General features: G+C 66.4%; 16 protein-coding genes. 12 read left to right on the top strand and 4 right to left on the bottom strand.

The features are described 5' to 3' along the window. Positions 1–7 precede the first annotated feature (7 nt). From MTBSS4_RS00545 to MTBSS4_RS00505, 9 genes are all read left to right on the top strand, one after another. Positions 8–610, top strand: coding sequence for an NADH-quinone oxidoreductase subunit J (locus MTBSS4_RS00545; protein WP_173981434.1), 603 nt, complete (start codon positions 8–10; stop codon positions 608–610). Next, positions 610–921, top strand: coding sequence for an NADH-quinone oxidoreductase subunit NuoK (gene nuoK / locus MTBSS4_RS00540; protein ID WP_173981433.1), 312 nt, complete (start codon positions 610–612; stop codon positions 919–921). Before MTBSS4_RS00545 ends, nuoK begins: the two co-directional genes overlap by 1 nt. Positions 922–927: 6 nt before the next feature. Further along, on the top strand, positions 928–2859 hold the full coding sequence (gene nuoL / locus MTBSS4_RS00535) for an NADH-quinone oxidoreductase subunit L (protein ID WP_173981432.1): 1932 nt from the start codon (positions 928–930) through the stop codon (positions 2857–2859). A gap of 18 nt (positions 2860–2877) precedes the next feature. Continuing rightward, positions 2878–4392: an NADH-quinone oxidoreductase subunit M gene (locus MTBSS4_RS00530; RefSeq protein ID WP_173981431.1), complete on the top strand. Its 1515-nt coding sequence runs from the start codon at positions 2878–2880 to the stop codon at positions 4390–4392. A 19-nt stretch (positions 4393–4411) separates the two neighbouring features. Continuing rightward, complete coding sequence (gene nuoN, locus MTBSS4_RS00525) at positions 4412–5869, top strand: NADH-quinone oxidoreductase subunit NuoN (RefSeq protein WP_173981736.1); 1458 nt, start codon at positions 4412–4414, stop codon at positions 5867–5869. After that, complete coding sequence (locus MTBSS4_RS00520) at positions 5866–6609, top strand: biotin--[acetyl-CoA-carboxylase] ligase (RefSeq protein WP_173981430.1); 744 nt, start codon at positions 5866–5868, stop codon at positions 6607–6609. The genes nuoN and MTBSS4_RS00520 overlap by 4 nt, the downstream gene beginning before the upstream one ends. Before the next feature lie 10 nt (positions 6610–6619). Beyond that, positions 6620–7402 carry a type III pantothenate kinase gene (locus MTBSS4_RS00515; protein WP_173981429.1) on the top strand — a complete coding sequence of 261 codons (783 nt, stop codon included), beginning with the start codon at positions 6620–6622 and terminating at the stop codon, positions 7400–7402. Then, a complete protein-coding gene (locus tag MTBSS4_RS00510; RefSeq protein WP_173981428.1) occupies positions 7399–9060 on the top strand; it encodes a ribonuclease J in 1662 nt (553 codons plus the stop codon). Before MTBSS4_RS00515 ends, MTBSS4_RS00510 begins: the two co-directional genes overlap by 4 nt. 88 nt (positions 9061–9148) lie before the next feature. After that, a complete protein-coding gene (locus MTBSS4_RS00505) occupies positions 9149–9553 on the top strand; it encodes a bacteriohemerythrin (RefSeq protein WP_173981427.1) in 405 nt (134 codons plus the stop codon). A 2-nt stretch (positions 9554–9555) separates the two neighbouring features. On the opposite strand, the gene MTBSS4_RS00500 is transcribed toward MTBSS4_RS00505, so the two are convergent. Continuing rightward, positions 9556–10692, bottom strand: coding sequence for a patatin-like phospholipase family protein (locus tag MTBSS4_RS00500; protein ID WP_173981426.1), 1137 nt, complete (start codon positions 10690–10692; stop codon positions 9556–9558). A 160-nt stretch (positions 10693–10852) separates the two neighbouring features. Here MTBSS4_RS00500 and MTBSS4_RS00495 point away from each other — a divergent pair, with 160 nt between their 5' ends. Continuing rightward, positions 10853–11923, top strand: a complete 1071-nt coding sequence (locus MTBSS4_RS00495) for a ParA family protein (RefSeq protein WP_173981425.1) — start codon at positions 10853–10855, stop codon at positions 11921–11923. A gap of 44 nt (positions 11924–11967) precedes the next feature. After that, on the top strand, positions 11968–12840 hold the full coding sequence (locus tag MTBSS4_RS00490; RefSeq protein WP_173981424.1) for an alpha/beta hydrolase: 873 nt from the start codon (positions 11968–11970) through the stop codon (positions 12838–12840). Between the two features lie 200 nt (positions 12841–13040). Here the strand turns inward: MTBSS4_RS00490 and MTBSS4_RS22680 are convergent, their stop codons facing one another. The 3 genes from MTBSS4_RS22680 to lptG form a co-directional block, all read right to left on the bottom strand. Continuing rightward, positions 13041–13655 carry a cold-shock protein gene (locus MTBSS4_RS22680; protein ID WP_173981423.1) on the bottom strand — a complete coding sequence of 205 codons (615 nt, stop codon included), beginning with the start codon at positions 13653–13655 and terminating at the stop codon, positions 13041–13043. A gap of 129 nt (positions 13656–13784) precedes the next feature. Continuing rightward, complete coding sequence (locus MTBSS4_RS00480; RefSeq protein ID WP_173981422.1) at positions 13785–14495, bottom strand: phosphatase PAP2 family protein; 711 nt, start codon at positions 14493–14495, stop codon at positions 13785–13787. A gap of 2 nt (positions 14496–14497) precedes the next feature. Beyond that, the gene (lptG, locus tag MTBSS4_RS00475; RefSeq protein ID WP_173981421.1) at positions 14498–15601 is read right to left on the bottom strand and encodes an LPS export ABC transporter permease LptG; all 1104 of its coding nucleotides are present in this window, start codon (positions 15599–15601) and stop codon (positions 14498–14500) included. Between the two features lie 94 nt (positions 15602–15695). Between lptG and MTBSS4_RS00470 the strand changes: the two genes are divergently transcribed. Next, complete coding sequence (locus MTBSS4_RS00470; protein ID WP_173981420.1) at positions 15696–16262, top strand: cob(I)yrinic acid a,c-diamide adenosyltransferase; 567 nt, start codon at positions 15696–15698, stop codon at positions 16260–16262. The last annotated feature ends 6 nt before the right edge of the window (positions 16263–16268 follow it).

Raw genomic sequence — 16268 nt, 5'->3', positions numbered from 1 at the left:
ACAGACAATGTTCACGGCATTGATCTTCTACATGTTCGCCGGCATAGCGGTGGCGAGCGGGGTGATGGTCATCTCGGCCCGCAACCCCGTTCATTCGGTGCTCTGGCTGATCCTGGCCTTCTTCAACGCCGCCGGCCTGTTCCTGCTGCTCGGCGCCGAATTCCTGGCCATGCTGCTGGTGATCGTCTACGTGGGCGCGGTGGCGGTGCTGTTCCTGTTCGTGGTGATGATGCTCGACATCAACCAGGTCGAGTTCCGCGAGGGCTTCCTGCAATACCTGCCCACCGGCGCCCTGATCGGCTTTGTGCTGCTGGTCGAGTTGCTGACCATGTTCGGCGGCTGGGCTTTCGCCCCCGACATCAAGGTGCTGGCGGCGACGCCGCCGCTGGAGCAGGCCAGCAACACCGTGGCGCTGGGCAAGCTGATCTACACCAAGTACGTCTATCTGTTCCAGGCGTCGGGTCTGGTGCTGCTGGTCGCCATGATCGGCACCATCCTGCTGACCCACAGGAAGCGCACCGGCGTCAGGAAGCAGGTGATCGCCGATCAGGTCGCCCGTTCGCCCAAGTCGGTCGAGCTGCAAAAGGTCCAGACGGGGAGGGGCATCTGATGTTCGAGATCGGTCTGTCCCACTACCTGACGGTGGCGGCGATCCTGTTCACGCTGGGCGTGATGGGCATCTTCCTCAACCGCAAGAACGTCATCATCATCATGATGTCGGTCGAGCTGATCCTGTTGGCCGTCAACATCAACTTCGTGGCGTTCTCGTCCTACCTGAACGATCTGGTCGGGCAGGTGTTCGCCATGTTCATCCTGACCGTGGCCGCCGCCGAGGCGGCCATCGGGCTCGCCATCGTCGTCGTCTTCTTCCGCAACCGCGGCTCCATCGCGGTCGAAGAAATCAGCCAGCTCAAGGGGTAGAAGCGGATGATCTACGTCCTCACCGTATTCCTGCCGCTGCTGGGCGCCGTCGTGGCCGGCCTGTTCGGCCGCTTCATCGGCGACCGCGGCGCCCAGATCGTCACCTGCGGCCTGTTGCTGGTCTCCGCCGTCCTGGCGGGCGTGATCTTCCAGAAGGTGGCGCTGGGCGGCCAGCCGGAGACCGTGGTCCTGGCCAACTGGATCCAGTCCGGCACCTTCAGCGCCACCTGGTCCATCAAGGTCGACACCCTGACCGCCGTGATGCTGATCGTGGTGACCTGGGTGTCGTCGGCGGTGCATATCTATTCCGTCGGCTATATGAGCCACGATCCGTCCATCGCCCGCTTCCAGAGCTATCTGTCGCTGTTCACCTTCGCCATGCTGATGCTGGTGACGTCGGACAACCTGGTGCAGATGTTCTTCGGCTGGGAAGGCGTCGGCGTCGCCTCCTACCTGCTGATCGGCTTCTGGTACGAAAAGCCGTCGGCATCGAGCGCCGCCATCAAGGCCTTCGTGGTCAACCGGGTCGGCGATTTCGGCTTCGCGCTCGGCATCTTCGGAGTCTACTTCCTGTTCGGCTCGGTCGGCTTCGACGCCATCTTCGCCGCCGCCGCCGACAAGGCCAACGCCACGGTGACCTTCTTCGGCGTCGAGTGGCACGCCATCACCATCTGCTGCCTGCTGCTGTTCGTCGGCGCCATGGGCAAGTCGGCCCAGTTGGGTCTGCACACTTGGCTGCCCGACGCCATGGAAGGCCCGACTCCGGTCTCCGCCCTGATCCACGCCGCCACCATGGTGACCGCCGGCGTGTTCATGGTGGCGCGGATGAGCCCGCTGTTCGAATATTCCGACACCGCGCTGACCGTGATCACCGTGATCGGCGCCTCCACCGCCCTGTTCGCGGCGACGGTGGGCTGCGTCCAGAACGACATCAAGCGCATCATCGCCTATTCCACCTGCTCGCAGCTGGGCTACATGTTCTTCGCCATCGGCGTGTCGGCCTATCAGGCCGCCATCTTCCACCTGATGACGCACGCCTTCTTCAAGGCGCTGCTGTTCCTGGGCGCCGGCTCGGTGATCCACGCCATGAGCGACGAGCAGGACATCCGCCGCATGGGCGGCATCTGGAAGCACGTCAAGGTGACCTGGGTCTTGATGTGGATTGGCTCGCTGGCGCTGGCCGGCATCCCGTTCTTCGCCGGCTACTACTCCAAGGACACCATCCTGGAGGCAGCCTGGGCGTCCCACACCATGGTCGGCCAGGCCGCCTATTGGATGGGCTGCATGGCCGCCTTCCTGACCGCGTTCTATTCGTGGCGCCTGCTGCTGCTGACCTTCCATGGCCGTCCCCGCGCCGACGAGCATGTGATGGCGCATGTCCACGAAAGCCCGGCGGTGATGCTGATTCCGCTGCTGTTCCTGGCGGGCGGCGCCCTGTTCGCCGGCTGGCTGGGCTTCGACCTGTTCGTCGGCCACCACAACGCCGAGTTCTGGGGCAAGTCGATCCTGGTCACCGCCGCCCATCCGTCGCTGGAGAACGCCCACCATGTGCCGTCGTGGGTGGCGTTGCTGCCGACCGTGGTGGCGGCCTCCGGCATTGCCCTCGCCTATCTGATGTACGCCTTCGCTCCTGGCATTCCGCCGGCGCTGGCCAACGCCCTGCCGGGCCTGTACCGGTTCGTGCTGAACAAGTGGTACTTCGACGAGCTCTACGACAAGATCTTCGTCAAGCCGGCCTTCAAGCTGGGCCGGGCCTTGTGGCAAGGCGGCGACGGCGCCCTGATCGACGGCGTCGGCCCCGATGGGGTGGCGGCCGCCACCATCGTGGTCGCCCGGCGGGTCGGCCGGGCCCAGAGCGGCTATCTCTACCATTACGCTTTCGCGATGCTGATCGGTGTGGCGGTCTTCGTCACCTGGTACATCTTCAACGCGCGCTGACGACGAGGAAGACGTCACATGAACGACTGGCCCCTTCTCTCGCTGACGACGTTTCTGCCGCTGCTCGGCGCGTTGTTCATCCTCACCATCCGCGGCGAAGCCGAGGTGGTGGCGAGGAACGCCCGTGCCGTGGCGCTGCTGACCTCAGTGGCGACCTTCATCGTTTCGCTGTTCATCGCGCTGAACTTCAACGGCGCGTCGGCGGACTTCCAGTTCAAGGAAACCGCCACTTGGTTCCCCGGCACCACCATCGCCTATTCCATGGGCGTCGACGGCGTCTCCATGTGGTTCGTGATCCTGTCCACCTTCCTGACGCCCTTGTGCATCCTGTCGTCGTTCGGCAGCGTGACCACGCGGGTCAAGGAATACATGGTCGCCTTCCTGGTGCTGGAAACCCTGATGGTGGGCATGTTCTGCGCCCTTGACCTGGTGCTGTTCTACGTCTTCTTCGAAGGCGTCCTGATCCCCATGTTCATCATCATCGGCGTGTGGGGCGGCCAGCGCCGGGTCTACGCGGCGTTCAAGCTGTTCCTCTACACCCTGCTGGGCTCGGTGCTGATGCTGGTGGCCATGCTGGCCATGTATGCCGAGGCCCACACCACCGACATTCCGTCGCTGATGGCGCATTCCTTCCCCTTCGCCATGCAACTGTGGCTGTGGCTGGCCTTCTTCGCCTCGTTCGCGGTCAAGGTGCCCATGTGGCCGGTCCACACCTGGCTGCCCGACGCCCACGTCGAGGCGCCCACTGCCGGCTCGGTGATCCTGGCGGGCGTGCTGCTGAAGATGGGCGCCTACGGCTTCCTGCGCTTCTCGGTGCCGATGCTGCCCGACGCCTCGGTCTACTTCACGCCGCTGATCTATACCTTGTCCATCGTCGCGGTGGTCTACACCTCGCTGGTGGCGCTGGTCCAAGACGACATGAAGAAGCTGATCGCCTATTCCTCGGTGGCGCACATGGGCTACGTCACCATCGGCATCTTCTCCATGACCCCCCAGGGGGTCGAGGGCGCCATCTTCCAGATGCTGTCCCACGGCGTGGTGTCGGGCGCCCTGTTCCTGTGCGTCGGCGTGGTCTACGACCGCATGCACACCCGCGAGATCAACCGCTATGGCGGCCTGGCCGTCCGCATGCCGGTCTACGCGGCGGTGTTCATGCTGTTCACCATGGCCTCGGTGGGATTGCCGGGAACCTCGGGCTTCGTCGGCGAGTTCCTGGTGCTGACCGGCATCTTCCAGGTCAATTCCTGGGTGGCGCTGTTCGCCGCCACCGGCCTGGTGCTGGGCGCCGCCTACATGCTGGTGCTGTACCGCCGGGTGATCTTCGGCCGGCTGGTGCGGGAAGACCTGAAGACCATCCTGGACCTGAACAAGCGCGAGGTCCTGGTGTTCGCGCCGCTGATCCTGGTGGTGATCTGGATGGGGGTGCAGCCGGCGGTATTCATCGATCCGATGCATGCCTCGGTGACCAAGCTGATCGACAATTACGAGCTGGCCCGGGCGGCGCATGCCGGCCTGTCGGTCGCGGCGCGTTGAGGGAGAATCCGACGTGAGCATGATCCCCGACCTCGTCCCGGCTCTGCCGGAACTGTTCGTCGCCGTCGCCGGACTGGCCCTGCTGATGCTGGGCGTATTCCGCAAGGAGGACAATACCGGCCCGGTCTCGGTGATGGTCATCCTGGTGCTGGCCGCCGCCATGGTGCTGGTCTCCGGCCTGGGCGGCGACAGGCTGACGGCCTTCGACGGCATGTTCGTCGTCGACCGCTTCTCCGGTTTCGCCAAGGCGCTGATCCTGTTGGCCTCGGCCTTTTCGGTGGCGATGTCGCTGTCCTATCTGGTCAAGGAGAAGATCGGCAAGTTCGAGTATCCGGTGCTGGTGCTGTTCGCCACGCTGGGCATGATGATGATGGTTTCGGCCAACGATTTCATGTCGCTCTATCTGGGCCTGGAACTGCAAAGCCTGTCGCTCTACGTGCTGGCCGCCTACAATCGCGACAACCTGAAGTCCACCGAGGCCGGGCTGAAATATTTCGTCCTCGGCTCCCTGGCCTCGGGCATGCTGCTCTACGGCGTGTCGCTGCTCTACGGTTTCGCCGGCACCACCTCGTTCGACGGGCTGGCCCAGGTGTTCGCCGCCGGTGAAAGCCATCACGTCAAGCCCGGTATCGGCATCATCGCCGGTCTGGTGTTCGTGGTCGCCGGCCTGTCGTTCAAGATTTCGGCGGTGCCGTTCCACATGTGGGCGCCCGATGTCTACGAGGGCGCGCCGACTCCGGTGACCTCGTTCTTCGCGGTGGCCCCCAAGATCGCCGCGCTCTGCCTGTTCGTTCGGGTCATGACCGGCCCGTTCGCCGACCTTGCGGACCAGTGGCGTCAGGTGGTGAGCTTCATCGCCTTCGCCTCCATGTTCGTCGGCGCCTTCGCCGCCATCGTCCAGACCAACATCAAGCGTCTGCTGGCCTACAGCTCCATCGGCCATGTCGGCTTCGTCCTGGTGGGCGTCGCCGCCAATTCGGTGCTGGGCGTTCAGGGCGTGCTGATCTATCTGGCCATCTATCTGTTCATGAATGTCGGCGCCTTCGCCGTCATCTTGTCCATGCGCCAGAAGGGCCGTCTGGTCGAGGGCGTCTCCGATCTGGCCGGTCTGTCCAAGACCAATCCGGTGATGGCCTTCATCATGGCCATGCTGATGTTCTCTATGGCGGGCATCCCGCCGCTGGCCGGGTTCTGGGGCAAGTTCTACGTGTTCATGGCGGCGGTGGAGGCCGGCCTGTTCACCCTGGCGATCCTGGGCGTGCTGTCGTCGGTGGTGAGCGCCTACTATTACCTGCGCATCATCAAGATCATGTATTTCGACGAGCCGGCCGAGGTTCTGGACCGTCCGGTCGGTCGGTCCATGGCGGTGGTGATGGCGGTTTCCATGCTGGTGGTGCTGGCCTTCACCTTCGTTCCGGCGCCGCTGGTCACCGGGGCCAAGGCCGCTGCCGCCATCCTGTTTCCCGTCGCGGGATGACGGAGCGTTCCCTGCCGCCGCCGTTCCGCCTGATCCGGCGGGACAGCGTCGGCAGCACCAATGACGAGGCGCGGCGGCTGGCCTTGGACGGGGCAGCCGCCGATTTCATGGTGGTCAGCGCCCGAATCCAGACCGCCGGCCGTGGCCGACGCGGGCGGGAGTGGCAGAGCCCCGAGGGCAATCTGCACGCCTCGGTGCTGATCCGGCAAAGCCGCCCGCTGGCGGAATCGGCGCAGGTCGGCTTTGTCGCCGCCCTGGCATTGGCCGAGGGGCTTGCCGAACTGGTTCCCGATGCCGACTTCTTATGCAAGTGGCCCAACGACGTCCTGGCCGACGGCCGCAAGGTCGCCGGCATGCTGCTGGAAACCGCCGGTGACGGCTGGATGGTGCTGGGGCTCGGCGTCGACGTCCTGCGGGCGCCGCCGCCGGGAGAGACCCTGCATGCGGCGGTCGCCCTGGCCGACCTGGGATGGGCCGGCGACGCCGAGACAGTGCTGGCGGCCTTCTGCCGCCGCTTCGCCCCCCGGCTGGAGGAGTGGCGGACCGGTGGGTTCGCGGCGGTGCGCGGCCCCTGGCTGGCGCGGGCGCGGGGATTGGGCGAGCCCATGGTGGTTCGCCTGGAGACCGATACCCTGACCGGCCGTTTCGCCGGTCTGGACGAAGACGGCGCCCTGATGCTGGACCAAGGGGGCGACGGGCACCGCCGCATCCTGGCCGGCGACGTGTTTTTCCCAGGTTAGGAGAGCGTGCATGCTGCTGGCCATCGATTCGGGCAACACCAACATCGTCTTCGCCGTCTATGACGGGGACAGGCTGCGCGGCGAGTGGCGCGCCTCGACCGATTCCGAGCGTACCGCCGACGAGTTGGGGGTGTGGCTGACCCAGTTGCTGACCATCGAGGGGCTGAACCGCCTCGACATCACGGCCGCCATCATCGCCAGCGTGGTTCCGGCCATGGTGTTCGGCCTGAAGACCCTGTGCCGCCGCTATTTCCGCTGCGAACCGCTGGTGGTGGGCGACGAGGGGGTCGACCTTGGCCTGTCGATCCTGCTGGACCGGCCCGAGGAAGTGGGCGCCGACCGTCTGGTCAACGCGGTGGCGGCTCACAAGTGCTATCAGGGGCCGCTGATCATCATCGATTTCGGCACCGCCACCACCTTCGACGTGGTGGACCAGGAGGGCAATTATTGCGGCGGCGCCATCGCGCCCGGTATCAACCTGTCGCTGGAGGCGCTGCATACCGCCGCCGCCAAGCTGCCCCGCGTCGCCATCGGCCGGCCCAAGCAGGTCATCGGCCGCGCCACCGTGCCGGCCATGCAGTCCGGCATCTTCTGGGGCTATGTCGGCCTGATCGAGGGATTGGTGCGGCGGATCAAGGACGAATTCGGCTCCGACATGATGGTGGTGGCGACCGGCGGGCTGGCGCCGCTGTTCGCCGACGCCACCAAGACCATCAACGCGCTGGACGCCGACCTGACGTTGCGTGGCCTGCTTGAAATTCATCGTCGCAATCGGGGGCTGACCCGGGAATGACCGCCGCCCCGACCGATGGAGAGCTGTATTTCCTTCCCCTGGGCGGGGTCGGCGAGATCGGCATGAACCTCGCCCTCTATGGCTGCGAGGGCAAATGGCTGATGGTCGATCTGGGGGTGTCGTTCGGCGACGAATCCATGCCCATGGTCGACGTGGTGATGGCCGATCCCGCCTGGATCGCCGAGCGCGCCGACAAGCTGGTAGGTCTTGTGCTGACCCATGGCCACGAGGACCATCTCGGCGCCGTTCAGTATCTGTGGCCGCGCCTGAAATGCCCGGTATGGGCGACGCCGTTCGCCGCCTCGATCCTGAAGGCCAAGCTGCACGAAACCGGCCTGCACACCCAGGTGCCGGTCACCGTGGTGCCGGCCGGATCGCGCTTTCAGGTGGGGCCGTTCGCGGTCGAGACCATCGGCATGACCCACTCCATTCCCGAAGCCACCACCCTGGTGATCCGCACTTCGGCCGGCACCGTGGTTCATACGGGCGACTGGAAGTTCGATCCCGATCCGCTGCTGGGGCCGCCGGCCGACAAGGGGGCGCTGCGCCGGGCCGGGAAGGACGGCGTGCTGGCGGTGGTGGGCGATTCCACCAACGTCTTCTCCAGGGGGCATGCCGGATCGGAATCCGAGGTCCGCGCCAGCCTGATCGGCCTGCTGGCCCGCTATGACGGGCGCATCGCGGTATCGTGCTTCGCCACCAACGCCGCCCGTCTGGAAAGCATCGCCATCGCCGCCCAGGCCAACGACCGCCACGCCGCCCTGGTGGGGCGATCGCTGTGGCGCATCGACAAGGCGGCGCGGGAGAATGGCTATCTGTCGGATCTGCCGCCGTTCCTCACCGATCACGACGCCGCCTATCTGCCCAACGACAAGGTGGTCTATATCTGTACCGGCAGCCAGGGCGAACCCCGCGCCGCCTTGGCCCGCATCGCCGCCGGCGATCATCCGCACGTCACCCTGGGCAAGGGCGACGTCACGATTTTCTCGTCGCGCATCATTCCCGGCAACGAGAAGGAGATCTTCCGCCTTCAGAACGATCTAGTCCGCCTGGGGGTCGAGGTTGTGACGGAGAAGGACGAGTTCGTCCACGTTTCCGGCCATCCCGGCCGCGAGGAGATGGAGGAGCTTTACCACCTGCTCCGTCCCAGGGTGGCGGTGCCGGTGCATGGCGAGGCCCGCCACCTTCAGGAGCATGCCCGTCTCGCCAGGGCCTGCGGCGTCGCCGAGACGGTGGAAATCAGCGATGGCGCCATGCTGCGGCTGGCTCCCGGCCCGGTCGAGGTGGTCGAACACGTTCCCACCGGCCGGCTGTGCGTCGACGGTCCCCGGCTGGTGCGGCTGGATTCCGAAATCCTGCGCAACCGTCGCCGCATGGTGTTCAACGGCTCGGCGGTGGTGACGGTGGTGCTGGACAAGGCCGGAACGTTGCTGGGTGCCCCGCAGCTGACCGCCCTGGGCCTGCTGGACGCCGGCCACGAGGCCGAGGAGCACGAGGCGGTGGTCCAGGCGGTCAAAGACGCCATCGCGCAATTGCCGTCCAAGGCCCGGCGCGATGATTCCCAGGTCCGCGAGGCCGCCCGGCTGGCGGTTCGCCGTTCGCTGAGGGACAGTCACGGCAAGAAACCGATCACCGATATCCACTTGGTCCGGGTGTGACCCGTGTGGGGCCGGACGTTTGTCGATCATGCCATGCGGCCGGAAATCGGCTATGGTCGTACCAGTGTGAATGGCGATGGAAGATCCGATGTCGCTGATCGAATGGGACGACTCCTTCAGCGTGGGGTCGGCGCGGATGGATGCCGATCACCAGCGGCTGGTGGCCTTGCTCAACCGGCTTTACGACGCTTGGCACGGCGGCGAGGGCATCGACGAACTGGGCTGGCTGTTCGATGAACTGATCGCCTATGCCGAGACTCATTTCCTTGCCGAGGAAATGGCGCTGGAAGCGAGGAACTATCCCCGCCTGGACAAGCAGCGGGAGGATCACATCCGGCTCAAGGCCTCGGTGATCGACTTCCGCCAGCGCCACCTGTCCGGCGAGGCGCCGGCGGTCCTGACCGAGGCGATGACCGTGTTCCTCAAATCCTGGCTGCTGGAGCATATCCTGGGCGAGGACATGCTCTACAAGGCGTTCATCGACAACGCCTGAACTCAGGCCCGTTCGCGGGTGGCGATGGCCTTGCGGGCCAGGATGCTGTCGCACAAGGCGGTGGTGTCCCAGGACGAACGCTTGCCCAGCGCCGATTGAATCGCCGGCCACGACGACTTGAAGGTCTGGCGGCCCAGGTCGCGCAGGTGCACCAGGAAGTCCCAGGCGGGGGCATCCTTGGAGTAGATCCCCAGCCGGGCCATGTCCTCGTCGGCATGGATGCGGTGCAGGTTGATGCGGTGATAGGGCCGCTCGCGGGCCGGCGGGTCCTTGACCATGCCGGCGTCGATCAGCCGGTTGATGGTCTCGATGGCGTTGACCTCGTGAACCAGCGAGGCGTTGAAGGTGACCTCGTTCAGCCGGTCCAGCATCTGGCGCGGCCCGACCGGCGGCTGGTCGCGGTGCAGCGGATTGATGGTGACCACCACCAGGTCGTGGGCCTCGGTCTCGCGCAGGCATTCGATCAGGGGGGTGAGGGGGGGGCTGCCCATGTAGCCGCCGTCCCAGTAATGGCGCTCGCCGATGGCGACGCTGTGGAAACTGGTGGGCAGGCAATTGGTGGCCCGGATCACGTCGGGCGAGACGGCGCCGTCGATGAACAGCTGGCGGCGGCAGTCGGCGATATCGGTGGCGGCGACCACCAGCATCGGCGCGCCGGTCTGCGGCAGGGCGAAGATGGCCGGAATCTGGGGCAGCACTTCGCGCAGCACCGTGGTCAGGGTGGCGCCCAGTCCGGTTTCGCTCTGCTGGGCCGAGGCGGTGGCGACGTCGGCCCAGCGGGCGGCGGCGGTCTCGTCTATGTTCCAGCCGGTGGACATGCCGACGGCGGCGACGAAGGGATTACCGCCCCAGAAGGCGGTGCGGGCGACGGTTTCCCACAGTTCCCGGATCTTGCCGCGGGCCGCCTCGGCCATGCGCCGGGTGCGGGCGGTGGCGGGACCGGGCAGGGCGGCGCCTTCGTGGAAGCCGTAGACCAGGGCGGTGGCGGTCAGCGCCCCCGACGACGAACCGCTGACCCCGACGATGTCGACGGCTCCGGCGGCGGCCTCGTCCAGCAGGGCGTCCAGCACGCCCCAGGTGAAGGCTCCGTGCACGCCGCCGCCTTGCAGGGCCAGCGCGATCTTGTGCGTCCTTGCCATGACGTCTCCCCTTGAAGCCGGTTGTTGCTTTTCGTCGAGCGTACTCCTGCCGTCGGCAAGGAGCAACCTCGACTCGGCGCGGAACCGGCGGCGATGGGCGGTTGCCGCCGGCCGGCGCGGGCGGCTATTGTCTTGGGCGGAACCGATCCGGGAGGGGGGAATGGCACGGGCGGGAAAGGCCACCACCATCGTGGTCTTCAATCAGAAGGGCGGTATCGGCAAGACCACCACCAGCGTCAATCTGGCGGTGTGCCTGGCCGCGCTCGGCCGCCGCGTCGTCCTGATCGACCTGGACGCCCAGAGCAACGCCACCACCAGCGTCGGCCTGTCGTCGCCGGCGGCCACCGGCGCCTATCAGCTGTTGCGCGGCGAGGTCGACCTCGCCCATGCCTGCCGCCCCACCCCCTATCCCAATCTGCGTCTGGTGGCCGGTTCCGACGATCTGTCGTGGGCCGACGTGGAGATCGCGGTAAAGCCCGATCCGCAATACGTGCTGGAGCGTGCCCTGGCTTCGGCTCCCGATGACGTGGACGTTCTGGTGGTGGATTGCCCGCCCGCCTTCGGCATCTTGTCGGTCAACGCCAGCGTCGCCGCCGACGTGGTGATCCTGCCGGTGGTGCCGTCGCCCATGGCGCTGGACGGCCTGCACAAGGCGTGGTGGAACATGCAGCGGGTCCGCACCCACTTCAACCGCGATCTCGGCGCCATGGGCATCTTGTTCACCATGACCGAGGATAGCGAACTCATGCACCGGCTGACCGAGGCCATCATGGCCTCGTTCGGCGAGCGGGTGCTGCCGGTGATGATTCCCCGCGATCTCAAGGTGATCGAGGCGGCGGCCCGCGACCTGCCGCTGGTGGTGCTCGACCCCGATTCACTGGCGGCGACGGCGTATCAGTACCTGGCCGAGGTGGTCCTGACCCGGCTGATGGGAGAAGACGGCGCCGCCATGACCGATGCCCGCCGCGACGAACTGCGCGAGCGCTTGCGGGAATGGCGGGGTCCGCGGCCCGACGCCGGCCAGCCCGGCGCCCTGCCGGCGGTCCGGGAAACGCCGCCGCTGGAGGCGGGGCCGGCGCCGGAGGAGGGATGGGACGACGATCCTTCCCAGTATTCCGGCGACCTGGAACCGGTCGGCGGATTGGGATGGAAGATCGGCGTCGCGGTCCTGCTGGTGGCGCTGGGCGCCGTTCTCGGCTTCGCTTTCGGCCGCTGGCTGTATTTTTATTAACCGTCGGCGGCGCACCATCAAATCCTCCCGACGAGGAGGACATCATGGCGCGGCCCACCAATCGCTTGCTTGCCGTCGGATTCGCCCTGGCCCTGTCGGGCTGCGCCGGTTCGACCGCCTATACCATCGGCGCCGACCGCATGGCGCAGCGGGCCGGCATGGGAATGCTGGAGGTGGCGACCGAGCGCTTCACCCTGTTGACCTATGCCCGCCTGCACGCGCCGGGCAAGCCGGTGACCATCTATATCGAGGACGAGGGCCGCGTCTGGTTCAATCAGCGGCGGACCACCTTGTCCGTCAACCCCACTCCCGACGATCCGGTGGCGTTGCGCCTCGCGGTGCGCGACCCGTCTCGCAACGTCGCTTACGTGGGACGGCCCTGCCAGTACGTGGAACTGGCCTACGAGCCGAATTGCGGCGACGAATACTGGCTGGGCCGGCGCTATTCCCCCGAGGTGGTGGCGGCCATGTCCCAGGCGGTCGACCGCCTCAAGGCCCGCGCCGGGGCGCCCGCCGTCCACCTGGTCGGGTTCGGCGGCGGCGCCGCCATCGCCATGCTGGTGGCGGTGGGGCGCAGCGACGTGGCCAGCCTGCGGTCGGTCGCCGGCATTCTCGATCATCGGGCGGTTCCGAAGGATGCGCGCTTGCCGCCGCTGGACGGTTCCCTCAACCCCATCGACGTCGCCGGGCAATTGGCGCGGGTGCCTCAGATTCTGTACAGCGGCGGCGACGACCGCGAGGTTCCGCCCGCCATCGCCGAGGCCTATGCCGAGGCGGCCGGTCCCCGGTCCTGCATCCGTCTGGTCACCGTTTCCGGCCTGGCCGAATCCCGGATCTGGCCGGAACGCTGGGCCTATGACCTGCTGACGGATTCCCTGCCCACCTGTGGACAGGGGCGGGACAGTTCCCAGCCCTGACCAGCGGACAAAAAAGAGGCGGAATGTGGTGTTGTCCACATTCCGCCCAGATGTCAGGGAGACAAAGCAGTAATGAGCATTACGGTACCGGAATGCCTAAATAGGGTCAAGCCAATTCATGCGCCCAATCCCTACGTCATAATCCAAGGTCAAAAAAGATGTGCCGGCCCTTCGCGACGGAAGGGCCGACCAACCTTAACCTAGGAAATGATGGCGACCGTGTCCGCCTGCGGCCCCTTGAGGCCGAGGGTGGTGGTCACCCGCACCCGCTGGCCGGATTCGAGCGCCGACAGGCCGGACCGCTCCAGCGCCTTCACGTGCACGAATACGTCCTTGCCGCCTTCGTCGCAGGCGACGAAGCCAAAGCCCTTCTCGGCCGAGAAGAACTTGACCACGCCCTCGACGGTCTGGGTCGGACCGCGTTCTTCGCGACGGGGCGGCGCCTTGCTGGCGACCGCCGTGCTGCTGTCGACTTCGTGAACGGTCACGACCTGGGGGCCGCGCTGACCCTGTCCCAGATCGACCACGAGGGTCGTGCCCTCGGCCACCTGGGACAGGCCGGCGCGCTCCAGCGCCGAGATATGCAGGAATGCATCGGGCGAGCCATCGGCGGGAGCGACGAAGCCAAAGCCCTTGGAGGCATTGAACCACTTCACAGTGGCACTGACGTTCGCCTGGCTGACCATCTGTCGGTCGAAGGAGCTGGGTCCGACAGTACGGGCGCTACGCGGCGGTTCGTACGCCGGCTCGCCGAAGTCGTCCCTCCGCCCACGATCCCGGGAGCGGCTTCCATGATTATCTCGGTTCCATGCCATGTGTCGTTCTCGTCGTAAGTAAACAAAATCCCCCGCGCCCACGCGAAGGGCATGACGCCCCCGGCCAGTTCTGCCAAGGTCAGTCTGAACGGATATCATTACCCGAAGTGAAGCTGCCCCGCTAGGGGGTTACGGAGATTCTGGCGGCTCGGGATGATTATTTTTGCGAGTCTTGTTCTGGTCGGCCGGTACCATCCGGTCATGCAGCCAAAGGGTCAGTCCGACCACGATCATTCCTGAAACCAGCACATCCGACAGGAAATGCCCGCCCTGGCCGATCCTGACCAGCCCGACCAGGGCGCCGAACACCACCGCCGCCCGCAGGCCGCGCCGCCGCCAGGCGGGGGGAATCAGCAGGGCGAAGGCCACCACCCAGAAGCCCAGCGCCGCGTGGCCCGATGGAAATGAACAATTGTCCAGGCATTGTGACGACGGCAGGAATGGCGGCACGTATTGGTTGGGGCCGGAGAACTCGGCGATGGTGGAGGGGCGCGGCCGTCCCCAGTGGTCCTTCAGGATCAGGTTGACCACCAATCCCGGTCCCAGCGCCAGCGCCGCCAGCACGAACAGGGCGCGCCGCCCGTCGACGCCCAGCACCGACCGCCGCCGCCAGGCGGCCACCGCCCCCGCCGCCGCCGTCAACCCGGCCAGGGCGAACAGGAAGATCGGCAGGATCTTGCGCACGAATTCGCCGACCGGATGGGTGCGCAGCACGAAGATGCGCCGTTCCGGCTCGAAGAACAGGGCGGAGACCGAGATGTCGATCTGGGGGAACAGCAGCAGCGGCGCCAGCGCCGCCAGCGACCATCGCCAGGGATGACGTTCCAGAGACGACAGCATCGTCAGCCGTCTTCCAGGTGGAACAGGCCGGCCATGCCGACCAGCCCGGCGAAGACGGCCGGCGTCCAGGCAGCCAGGGATTGCGGCAGGGTCGAGGACAGGCCCAGGGCGTAGACCACCTTGGAGAAGAAATAGACGATGAAGCCGGTGGCGATGCCGGCGGCGATCCGCGAGGTCAGTCCCCCCGCCCTGACATTGGGCCGCAGCGAGAAGATGGCCGCCAGCAAGACCATGCCGCAATACAGGACCGGAGAGGCCAGAAGCGATTGCAGGTACAGGCGGTGCTTGGTGGCGGTGAAGCCGGCCCGCTCGAAAAAGCGGATGAAGCCGGGAAGTTCCCAGAACGACAGGGTTTCCGGCGAGGCGAAATTGTCGTGGATGCGTTCCAAGGTGAGCTGGGTCGGAATGCGCATGCTGTCCATGAACACCGAGGGCTTGCCGGCCTCCATCACCCAGGCGCGATGGGCCTCGAACATGCCGTCCACCAGGGTGGCGGTCTCGGCGCTGATGCGGCGCTGGAAGTGGTCGGGGCGGTCGTAGATGAAGATCTGGGCGTCCTTGAGGAACAGGGTCAGGCCTTCCTGGCGGACGTCCTGGGAATGCACCACCATTTCGCCCTGGTCGTGGGGCTCGCGCAGCCACAGCCCCACCTCGGACAGGTCGAAGGCGGTGGCGCGGTTATGGATCAGTTCGTCCTGCATGCGCTCGAACCGGCCGTACATGGCCGCCGCCAGCGGATTGAACACGGTGATCTCGAACAGGCCGAACACCAGCGACACGCCCAGGATCGGGGCGATGAACTGCCAGACCGAGATGCCGGACGAGCGCGCCACCACCAGTTCGTGGGTGCGGGTCAGCCGCCAGAAGCTGACCATGGCGCCGATCATCACCGCGAAGGGCAGGACGGTATGGAGCATCTGCGGCAGTTTCAGCACCGCCATCGCGATGATGGAGGCCATGCCCATCTCGGCCCGTCCGGCGCCGCGCCGGATCAGTTCGATCAGGTCGAACAGCAGGATCATACCCAGGATCACCAGCAGCACCCCGGCGAACGCCGCCGCGAATTGCTTCGCGATATAGCCGCTCATGATGGGGGAAAGGCGCATGCGCAGGGGTTCCGGGTGATGGCCGCACGAGAGTATAGAGATTTCGCCCCGGCCCGTGCCATAAACCTTGGCGGCCGGAACAAGGAATTCGACCATGGTCAGACTGACACGCATCTATACCCGGACGGGCGACAAGGGCAAGACTTCCCTGGGCAATGGCGATCGCGTCGACAAGCACGCCATCCGGGTCGAGGCCTATGGCACTGTCGACGAGGCCAACGCCGTGCTGGGCCTGGCGCGTCTGCACGCCGGGGGCAAGATGGCCGAGACTCTGGCCCGGATGCAAAACGACCTGTTCGATCTCGGCGCCGACCTGTGCACGCCGTCGGCCGGGGACGAGGCGCCCGATGCCCGTCTTCGCGTCGTCCAGGCCCAGGTCGACCGTCTGGAAGCCGAGATCGACGCCGCCAACGAGCATCTGGCGCCGCTGAACTCGTTCATCCTGCCGGGAGGGAGCGCGCTGGCCGCCCACCTGCACCACGCCCGTACCGTGGTGCGCCGCGCCGAGCGGATGATGACCGCCCTGGCCGAGGTCGAACCGGTCAGCCCAGCCGCCATCGCCTACGCCAACCGCCTGTCGGACCTTCTGTTCGTGCTGGCCCGCGTCGCCAACGACCACGGGCGGGCAGACATCTTGTGGGTGCCGGGCGGCGGTCGCTGAGGCGGC

Origin of the sequence: Magnetospirillum sp. SS-4, assembly GCF_902729425.1 — a bacterium.
Taxonomy (GTDB): Bacteria; Pseudomonadota; Alphaproteobacteria; order Rhodospirillales; family Magnetospirillaceae; genus Phaeospirillum.
The sequence above is the reverse complement of the archived record's forward strand: the minus strand, read 5'-3'. Positions and strand labels throughout refer to the sequence as shown.

What these genes read in the sequence shown, in the direction of transcription:
- MTBSS4_RS00545 (WP_173981434.1), top strand. Translation starts at nt 8, where the DNA reads ATGTTCACGGCATTGATCTTCTACATGTTCGCCGGCATAGCGGTGGCG.
- nuoK (WP_173981433.1), top strand. Translation starts at nt 610, where the DNA reads ATGTTCGAGATCGGTCTGTCCCACTACCTGACGGTGGCGGCGATCCTG.
- nuoL (WP_173981432.1), top strand. Translation starts at nt 928, where the DNA reads ATGATCTACGTCCTCACCGTATTCCTGCCGCTGCTGGGCGCCGTCGTG.
- MTBSS4_RS00530 (WP_173981431.1), top strand. Translation starts at nt 2,878, where the DNA reads ATGAACGACTGGCCCCTTCTCTCGCTGACGACGTTTCTGCCGCTGCTC.
- nuoN (WP_173981736.1), top strand. Translation starts at nt 4,412, where the DNA reads ATGATCCCCGACCTCGTCCCGGCTCTGCCGGAACTGTTCGTCGCCGTC.
- MTBSS4_RS00520 (WP_173981430.1), top strand. Translation starts at nt 5,866, where the DNA reads ATGACGGAGCGTTCCCTGCCGCCGCCGTTCCGCCTGATCCGGCGGGAC.
- MTBSS4_RS00515 (WP_173981429.1), top strand. Translation starts at nt 6,620, where the DNA reads ATGCTGCTGGCCATCGATTCGGGCAACACCAACATCGTCTTCGCCGTC.
- MTBSS4_RS00510 (WP_173981428.1), top strand. Translation starts at nt 7,399, where the DNA reads ATGACCGCCGCCCCGACCGATGGAGAGCTGTATTTCCTTCCCCTGGGC.
- MTBSS4_RS00505 (WP_173981427.1), top strand. Translation starts at nt 9,149, where the DNA reads ATGTCGCTGATCGAATGGGACGACTCCTTCAGCGTGGGGTCGGCGCGG.
- MTBSS4_RS00500 (WP_173981426.1), bottom strand. Translation starts at nt 10,692, where the DNA reads ATGGCAAGGACGCACAAGATCGCGCTGGCCCTGCAAGGCGGCGGCGTG.
- MTBSS4_RS00495 (WP_173981425.1), top strand. Translation starts at nt 10,853, where the DNA reads ATGGCACGGGCGGGAAAGGCCACCACCATCGTGGTCTTCAATCAGAAG.
- MTBSS4_RS00490 (WP_173981424.1), top strand. Translation starts at nt 11,968, where the DNA reads ATGGCGCGGCCCACCAATCGCTTGCTTGCCGTCGGATTCGCCCTGGCC.
- MTBSS4_RS22680 (WP_173981423.1), bottom strand. Translation starts at nt 13,655, where the DNA reads ATGGCATGGAACCGAGATAATCATGGAAGCCGCTCCCGGGATCGTGGG.
- MTBSS4_RS00480 (WP_173981422.1), bottom strand. Translation starts at nt 14,495, where the DNA reads ATGCTGTCGTCTCTGGAACGTCATCCCTGGCGATGGTCGCTGGCGGCG.
- lptG (WP_173981421.1), bottom strand. Translation starts at nt 15,601, where the DNA reads ATGCGCCTTTCCCCCATCATGAGCGGCTATATCGCGAAGCAATTCGCG.
- MTBSS4_RS00470 (WP_173981420.1), top strand. Translation starts at nt 15,696, where the DNA reads ATGGTCAGACTGACACGCATCTATACCCGGACGGGCGACAAGGGCAAG.